This window comes from Saccharomonospora iraqiensis subsp. paurometabolica YIM 90007 (assembly GCF_000231035.2).
In the GTDB taxonomy this organism is placed as follows: domain Bacteria; phylum Actinomycetota; class Actinomycetes; order Mycobacteriales; family Pseudonocardiaceae; genus Saccharomonospora; species Saccharomonospora paurometabolica.
The window spans coordinates 70,095-77,179 of record NZ_KI912213.1 but is presented as its reverse complement, the minus strand read 5'-3'; the positions used below and the strand labels follow the sequence as shown (position 1 = coordinate 77,179).

The following is a 7,085-nucleotide window of genomic DNA, read 5'->3' as shown; positions in this document are numbered from 1 at the left end:
CGCTCGGCCGAGCGCGCCCTGCGCCGCACCGGCGCCGACGTCGAGGTGACGGCCGACCCGCAGGCCGCGGTGTCCGCCGACGGTCTCGTCGTCCCCGGGGTCGGGGCGTTCGCCGCGTGCATGGACGGGCTGCTCGCCGTCGGCGGCGAGCGGATCATCGGTAAGCGGCTGGCCGGGAGCAGGCCCGTGCTCGGCATCTGCGTGGGAATGCAGATCCTGTTCGAGCGCGGGGTCGAGCACGGCGTCGAGGCGAAGGGCGTCGGCGAGTGGCCGGGGACCGTGGAGGGTCTCGACGCCGAGGTGCTGCCGCACATGGGGTGGAACACCGTCGCCGCACCCGCGGACTCCCGCCTCTTCGCGGGGCTGGACGCCGACACCCGGTTCTACTTCGTCCACTCCTACGCCGTGCGCTGCTGGACGCTGGACTCCGAACTGCCCGCCGGGCACGCCGCCGTGACGTGGGCGCACCACGGTGGGGACTTCGTCGCCGCGGTGGAGAACGGACCGCTGTGGGCCACCCAGTTCCACCCGGAGAAGTCGGGCGACGCCGGGGCGCACATCCTGCGGAACTGGGTCGACACCCTGTGACCGTGGGCGCACGGCGGCCCGCGCCCGCGCCCGTCCTGCCGCCCGGCGGCGCGGGGCCCTCTCCTATAGTGGCGGCGTGACCTTCACACTTCTTCCGGCCGTCGATGTGGCCGACGGGCAGGCGGTGCGCCTGGTGCAGGGCGCGGCAGGGACCGAGACGGCCTACGGTTCGCCGCTGGAGGCGGCGTTGTCCTGGCAACGGGACGGGGCCGAATGGATCCATCTGGTCGACCTCGACGCCGCGTTCGGCCGGGGCTCCAACCGCGAGCTGCTCGCCGACGTCGTCGGCAGGTTGGACGTGGACGTGGAACTGTCCGGCGGCATCCGGGACGACGCCTCGCTGGAGGCCGCGCTGGCCACCGGTGCGCGCCGGGTCAACCTCGGTACGGCCGCCCTGGAGGACCCGGAGTGGAGCGCGAAGGTGGTCGCCACCCACGGTGACCGGGTGGCCATCGGGCTCGACGTACGCATCACCGGGGAGGGCCACCGGCTCGCCGCCCGCGGCTGGACCCGCGACGGGGGTGACCTGTGGCAGGCGCTCGACCGCCTCGACCGCGACGGCGCCCAGCGCTACGTCGTCACCGACGTCAGCAAGGACGGCACCCTGCGCGGGCCGAATCTGGAGCTGCTGCGGGAGGTGACCGCCCGCACCGACGCCGCGGTGATCGCCTCGGGCGGGGTGTCCACGCTCGACGACCTGCGTGCACTGGCGACCCTGGAGACCGACGGGGTCGAGGGCGCGATCGTCGGCAAGGCCCTCTACGCCGGGGCGTTCACCCTGCCGGAGGCGCTGGCGGCGGTCGCCGCGGACTGAACCGTCCGGCGACCTACTCCGAGAACGCCTCCGGGAAGGCGTCCTCGGGGAGCGGCGCACGGCCCGGCCGGTCCGGGGCCGGTTCGCTCGGGGTCGTCTGCCCGCGCCGGAGCGTCGGGCCGCAGTCGCGGAGCGGGTTCACCCCGGCACGCTGCTCGATCCAGGTGGTCGTGCGGTGGGCGTGGTCGCGCACCTCGGCGAGCAGTTCCGGCGTGCGCACCGCCTCCTTGCGGACCCAGTCGCCGTGCGGCCCGTGCTGGTAGATGTCGAAGTGGACCGGGTGGTAGTGCTCCGCCAACCTCGGGTCGAGGCCGATCCCGGTCCCGCTGCTCCACGGCTCCCGCACGTGGATGAAGGTGGGTTCGAGCACCCCGTAGACGTAGTCGCGCTGCGCGGCGCGGTCCTTGTCCCTGGCGAATTCGGTGAATCCGTCGTGGGTCAGGCCGGCCATGTCGACCAGCCGGAGGTCGCTGGTCATGGCGGTCCCGCCGAGGTCGGGCAGGAGCAGGGAGGCGTCGTCCAGCCCGAGGATGTCGGCGTAGCCGTTGAACACGCGCCCGAACCGGTCGGCGACGTAGCAGGCGGAGATGTTCGGGTCGCCCCGGAACCGCTCCGCCGCGTGGGCGAATCCCGCCGAGCTGGGCAGCAGGACGGCGACCAGCCCGGCGGTCAGCCACGCCCGGTTCCGCGTGCGGGCGCGGCGCCACACCTCGGCCGTGGCCAGCGTGGCCGCCAGTGCCCCCAGCGCCCACACCGGGGTGGCGAACCGGAACTGCCGCATCCAGTCCCCCTCCAGCACCGCGTACGCGGTGACGGCGAGGCTGAGCGGCACGAGCAGCGCGTACAGCCCGCCGCGCCACCACGGGGCCCGGGCCAGGGCGATGCCCAGCACCGCCATGACCAGCAACGCCGCCGGGGCGCCGAGGTAGTTCACCAGCTCACCGGGCCGCGCCAGGTCGTGCAGGGTGGGCAGATCCTGCCCCTTCGCCACCGACGGACTCGCGAGCACCTGCCCGAACCGCACCAGCCGCCAGGCGAGGTACCCGCCCACGGGCACACCGAAGGCCGCCGTCGACACCAGCACGTGCCACACGCTCCGGCGCACCGTCGCCCGGCTCAGGTTCCCGAGAACCACCAACGGGTACGCGCCCGCGTAGATCAGTCCCTCCGGGCGGGTCAGGGCGGCGAGCGCGGCGAGGACACCCGCCGCGACGGCCACCCGCGGGGTCAGCAGCCGCCCGTCCAGCACCGCGCGGAACAGCAGGACCGCGAGGCCGACGAGGATCAGTGCGTAGAGCGCGTTCTCCAGCCCGGAGAAGCTCCAGATCACGAACGACGGGATCGCCGCGAGCAGGGCGCCGACCACCAGCGGCACCAACCAGGGGCGGGACAGCACCCGCCGTGCGGCCCGGTGGCAGGCGGTGAGGATTCCCGCGCAGCACAGCAGCGCGAGCAGCTTCGGGTAGAGGACGTAGTCCGGGACACCGAACAGGGTGCCGTGATCGAACAGCCCGACCACCCGCCCGAGTACCAGCAACAGCAACCAGCTCGGGTTGGAGAAGCCCTCCACCGGCTCGGCGCCCGGCTGGACGACCGACCCGAGTCCCTCCGCGAAGCTGCGCGCGTAGGCGAAGGTGATCGCCGCGTCGTCGATCAGCCAGCTGCCGTACTGCCACGCGTGCAGTCCGATCAGGGCGGTGCCCGCGGACACCGAGGCGACGGGAGCGAGGGGGACACGCCGCCCCGTCCCGGTCGCGCCGTCCGGCGGAGGAGGGTCGTCGACGGTCCGCGCGTCTGGCATCGGGCCGAGTGTCATGGAGTCACTGTAGAGAGGCACCTCGTGCCCACACGTCCGGGTGATACGCGTGTGCGCTGCTCCTCCGGTGCCGCGCGGCCGGCGGACGGGTCCGTGCGGCCGCCTGGGTAGGCTGACGGCATGTCCGTCGCCGTGCGAGTCATCCCCTGCCTGGACGTGGACGCGGGCCGGGTGGTCAAGGGCGTCAACTTCACCGGTCTGCGCGATGCGGGCGACCCGGTCGAACTCGCCCGCGTCTACGACGCCGAGGGCGCCGACGAACTCACCTTCCTGGACGTCACCGCCTCCTCCGGCGACCGGGAGACCACCTACGACGTCGTCCGCCGCACGGCCGAGCAGGTGTTCATCCCGCTGACCGTGGGCGGGGGCGTGCGCAGCACCGACGACGTGGACCGGCTGCTGCGGGCCGGCGCGGACAAGGTCAGTGTCAACACCGCCGCCGTCGCCCGCCCCGAACTGCTGCGCGAGGCGTCCCAGCGGTTCGGCGCGCAGTGCGTGGTGCTCTCGGTCGACGCACGCCGGGTGCCCGCGGACGGGACGCCGACCGCCTCCGGGTTCGAGGTCACCACGCACGGCGGACGCCGGGGCACGGGCATCGACGCCGTCGAGTGGGCGGCGCGCGGCGAGGAGCTCGGGGTCGGCGAGATCCTGCTGAACTCCATGGACGCCGACGGCACCCGGACCGGGTTCGACCTGGAGCTGCTCCGGCTGGTGCGCGCCGCGGTGCGGGTCCCGCTGATCGCCAGCGGTGGTGCGGGCGAGGTGGCGCATTTCCCGCCCGCGGTCGACGCGGGGGCCGACGCCGTGCTCGCGGCGAGCGTGTTCCACTTCAAGGAGTTCACGATCGGTGCGGTCAAGGACGCGCTGCGCGCCGACGGTGTGGTGGTCCGGTGAGCGGGGCACTCGATCCGGCGATCGCGGACAGGCTCAAGCGCACCGCCGACGGCCTCGTGTGCGCCGTGGTCGTCGAGCACACCACCTCGGAGGTGCTGATGGTGGCCTGGATGGACGACGAGGCGCTGCACCGGACGCTGAGCACCCGCCGTGCCACCTACTTCTCCCGGAGCAGGGGCACGTTGTGGGTCAAGGGGGAGACCTCCGGGCACACCCAGTACGTGCGCGAGGTGCGGCTCGACTGCGACGCCGACACCCTGCTGGTGCGGGTCGAGCAGACCGGGCCGGCCTGCCACACCGGCTCCCGGTCGTGCTTCGACACCGACGAGCGGGTGCTGCTGTCCGACACCGGCCCGGGTGCGTGACGGCTCCGGGACGCGGGGACAGTCACGGGGACGGTGGAGTCACGGGCCTGCGTCGCTCCCGCCCGGGGAGAGGTCGCCGGTGAGGTAGTGCTGGAGCGTCGGTGCCACGGTCGCGACCAGCGTGTCGATGTCGGCCGAGGCCACCGGTTCCAGTCCGACGACGTAACGCATCATGCCGAGTCCGACGATCTGCGTGGCACACAGCGCCGCACGCAGGTCCGGCGCGTCCGTTCCCGCCGTGCGGACGATCTCGGCGAGCATCGTGTCCACCAGGGTGTCCCTCAGCACGGTCAGCGCCTGCTCGTGCGTGCTGACCCCGCGCACGAGTGCCGCGAACACGTCCCCGCCCGCCCCGTCCCAGACGGTGACGAACGTCCGCACGATGTTCTCCCCGAGGTGGTCCGGCCCGTCCGCGGTGACCCGGTCGACGATCTCGCGGTGGTCGAACGGCACGTGCAGGACGGCCCGGGCGAACAGGCCCTCCTTGCCGCCGAACCAGTGGTTGACCATGGCCGGGTCCACACCGGCCCTGGTGGCGATGGCGCGCACCGTCGCGCGGTCGTACCCGTTCTCGGCGAACATCGCGCGCGCCGCCTCCAGCAGCGCCGTCCGGGTGTCCTGCCCCACGGGCCTGCGGCCGCGCCTGCGCGGAGGGTCCGTGTTCCGTGCCGTGGTCACGGTGCCATCGTGCCCGGACCGCGGGCGCGGATTCCACCGGCCGTCGGCCCCCGCCCGCGGCGCCGCGCCGTCGGTGCCCGATGTCGGGACCGTCGCCGGTGCCCGGCACAATGACGCCATGGTGACTGCGCAGATCTCCGACACGGCCGCCCGGGGGCTCGGTGGGGTGAGCCCCGGCCGGGACGAGTTCCGCGCGCTGGCGGCCGACCGCCGGGTCATCCCGGTGGTGCGCAAGCTGCTGGCCGACGCGGACACGCCCGTGGCGCTGTACCGGAAGCTGGCGGGTGACCGGCCCGGCACCTTCCTGCTGGAGTCCGCGGAGAACGGGCAGTCGTGGTCGCGCTGGTCGTTCATCGGCGTGCACAGCCCCGCGGCGCTGACCGTCCGGGACGGGGAGGCCGTGTGGACGGGCACCCCGGTGGCGGGGCTGCCCACCGGCGGGGACCCGCTCGCGGTGCTCCGGGAGACCGTCGAGATCCTGCACACCGAACCGCTGCCGGGGATGCCCCCGTTGACCGGCGGGATGGTCGGCTACCTCGGGTACGACTCCGTGCGCTGGGTGGAGCGGTTGCCGGAGCTGGCCGAGAAGGATCTCGACATCCCCGAGTTGACGATGTTGCTGGCCACCGACCTCGCCGCCTTCGACCACCACGAGGGCACCGTCACCCTGATCGCGAACGCGGTGAACTGGGACGACTCGCCGGAGCGGGTGGACGCCGCCTACGACGACGCCGTGGCGCGGCTGGACGGCATGACCGCCCGCCTGGCCGAACCGGCACCCGCGACGAACGCCACCTTCGACCGGCCCGCGCCCGCGTTCACCCGGCGCCGCTCCGAGGCCGAGTTCCACGCCGCGGTGAACCGGGCGGTGGAGGCCGTGCACGCCGGGGAGGCGTTCCAGGTCGTACCCTCGCAGCGGTTCGAGATGCGCACGGGTGCCGACGCGCTGGACGTCTACCGCGTGCTGCGCACCTCCAACCCGAGCCCCTACATGTACCTGTTCCGGCTGGACGGCTTCGACATCGTCGGCTCCAGCCCCGAGTCGCTGGTGACGGTGCGGGACGGACGGGCGACCACCCATCCGATCGCCGGCACCCGGTGGCGCGGCACGGACCCGGAGGAGGACGCGGCACTGGCCAAGGACCTGCTCGCCGACGACAAGGAACGCGCCGAGCACCTGATGCTGGTCGACCTCGGCCGCAACGACCTCGGCAAGGTCTGCCGCGCGGGCAGCGTACGGGTGGTCGACTTCTGCACCGTCGAGCGCTACAGCCACGTGATGCACATCGTGTCCACGGTCACCGGGGAGCTCGCCGAGGGCCGGACCGCCTTCGACGCCGTCCGGGCGTGTTTTCCCGCGGGGACCCTCACGGGGGCGCCGAAGGTGCGGGCGATGGAGCTGATCGAGGAGCTCGAACCGACCAGACGCGGCCTGTACGGCGGTATCGTGGGCTACCTCGACTTCGCCGGGGACGCCGACACCGCCATCGCGATCCGCACCGCACTGATGCGGGACGGGGTGGCCCACGTGCAGGCGGGTGGCGGCGTGGTCGCCGACTCCGAACCCGGCTACGAGGACACCGAGGCGTTGAACAAGGCCAGGACCGTGCTGTCGGCGGTGGCCGCCGCCGACACGATGCGACCGGTGGGAGAGACCGGGACCGGTGACTGACGGCGACGATCCGGCGACGCGGGCCGGTGCCGCGCGTCGTCCACTGTGGACGGCATTGCTGTCGTTGGTGCTCGCGGCGGGCGCGCTGTGGGCCGCTTCGTCCCTCATCTGGGTCGAGGTGCCGCGGGGGTTGACCGTCGACGGCCGGATGGCCGACGACCTCTCCGGTGCCGACCTGGTCTCCTGGCCGCTCCCGCTCGCCCTGCTGGCGCTGGCCGCGGTGCCCGCCCTGCCGGCCCTGCCGGGTGCGGGCAGGCG

General features: G+C 73.6%; 8 protein-coding genes. 6 read left to right on the top strand and 2 right to left on the bottom strand.

Features of this window, described 5'->3' with window-relative positions:
- Both hisH and priA read left to right on the top strand, forming a co-directional pair.
- Window positions 1-588, top strand: a 588-nt coding sequence (gene hisH, locus SACPADRAFT_RS0204980; RefSeq protein WP_028662223.1) for an imidazole glycerol phosphate synthase subunit HisH, incomplete at its 5' end; no start/stop codon positions are given.
- 76 nt (window positions 589-664) lie between these two features.
- The gene (gene priA / locus SACPADRAFT_RS0204975) at window positions 665-1,402 is read left to right on the top strand and encodes a bifunctional 1-(5-phosphoribosyl)-5-((5-phosphoribosylamino)methylideneamino)imidazole-4-carboxamide isomerase/phosphoribosylanthranilate isomerase PriA (protein WP_007025763.1); all 738 of its coding nucleotides are present in this window, start codon (window positions 665-667) and stop codon (window positions 1,400-1,402) included.
- Window positions 1,403-1,415: 13 nt separating this feature from the next.
- Here priA and SACPADRAFT_RS0204970 read toward each other — a convergent pair whose 3' ends face one another.
- Window positions 1,416-3,218 carry a hypothetical protein gene (locus SACPADRAFT_RS0204970; protein WP_040923956.1) on the bottom strand — a complete coding sequence of 601 codons (1,803 nt, stop codon included), beginning with the start codon at window positions 3,216-3,218 and terminating at the stop codon, window positions 1,416-1,418.
- A gap of 120 nt (window positions 3,219-3,338) precedes the next feature.
- Here SACPADRAFT_RS0204970 and hisF point away from each other — a divergent pair, with 120 nt between their 5' ends.
- Entirely contained in the window at window positions 3,339-4,112 is a 774-nt protein-coding gene (hisF, locus tag SACPADRAFT_RS0204965) for an imidazole glycerol phosphate synthase subunit HisF (RefSeq protein WP_007025761.1), read from the top strand.
- Entirely contained in the window at window positions 4,109-4,477 is a 369-nt protein-coding gene (gene hisI, locus SACPADRAFT_RS0204960) for a phosphoribosyl-AMP cyclohydrolase (protein WP_007025760.1), read from the top strand. The genes hisF and hisI overlap by 4 nt, the downstream gene beginning before the upstream one ends.
- A 39-nt stretch (window positions 4,478-4,516) precedes the next feature.
- Here hisI and SACPADRAFT_RS0204955 read toward each other — a convergent pair whose 3' ends face one another.
- Window positions 4,517-5,155 carry a TetR/AcrR family transcriptional regulator gene (locus SACPADRAFT_RS0204955; protein WP_028662221.1) on the bottom strand — a complete coding sequence of 213 codons (639 nt, stop codon included), beginning with the start codon at window positions 5,153-5,155 and terminating at the stop codon, window positions 4,517-4,519.
- 118 nt (window positions 5,156-5,273) lie between these two features.
- Here SACPADRAFT_RS0204955 and SACPADRAFT_RS0204950 point away from each other — a divergent pair, with 118 nt between their 5' ends.
- Together SACPADRAFT_RS0204950 and SACPADRAFT_RS25670 are read left to right on the top strand one after the other, a co-directional pair.
- A complete protein-coding gene (locus tag SACPADRAFT_RS0204950) occupies window positions 5,274-6,827 on the top strand; it encodes an anthranilate synthase component I (protein WP_028662220.1) in 1,554 nt (517 codons plus the stop codon).
- Window positions 6,820-7,085 (top strand): Trp biosynthesis-associated membrane protein (locus SACPADRAFT_RS25670; RefSeq protein ID WP_007025757.1); only part of this gene is annotated, 266 nt, incomplete at its 3' end. The genes SACPADRAFT_RS0204950 and SACPADRAFT_RS25670, both read left to right, overlap by 8 nt.